General features: G+C 36.2%; 1 protein-coding gene. It reads right to left on the bottom strand.

All coding sequences use genetic code 11. From position 1 onward, the window contains the following. Positions 1-5: 5 nt before the first annotated feature. Positions 6-304: ABC transporter permease (locus ACSG5Z_RS30550; RefSeq protein ID WP_435712825.1), on the bottom strand; the 299-nt coding region annotated here is incomplete at its 5' end.

Here is a 304-nt window from a genome sequence, read left to right as displayed (position 1 = left end):
ACAATTTAGTTTTCATTTCCAGCTCCTTTTGGTGCGAAAGCTTTCTTCAACGCTTCACCAATTACGTTAAAACTTAGTACTGTTAAAAGAATAAGGAATCCTGGGAAGAGTGTTAAATACCAAGCTTCACCGATATATCCTTGCGCATTGTTTAGCATACTGCCCCAAGAAGAATCTGGTTCTCTAATACCTAAACCTAAGAAGCTAAGTGATGATTCCATTAAAATTGATGTCGCAATCGTTAATGTCGCGGCGATAATAATGGTTGATAAAATGTTAGGAATGATATGTCTTACAATAATCG

It is taken from the genome of Bacillus pretiosus, from assembly GCF_051294775.1.
Taxonomy (GTDB): domain Bacteria; phylum Bacillota; class Bacilli; order Bacillales; family Bacillaceae_G; genus Bacillus_A; species Bacillus_A wiedmannii.
The sequence above is the reverse complement of the archived record's forward strand: the minus strand, read 5'-3'. Positions and strand labels throughout refer to the sequence as shown.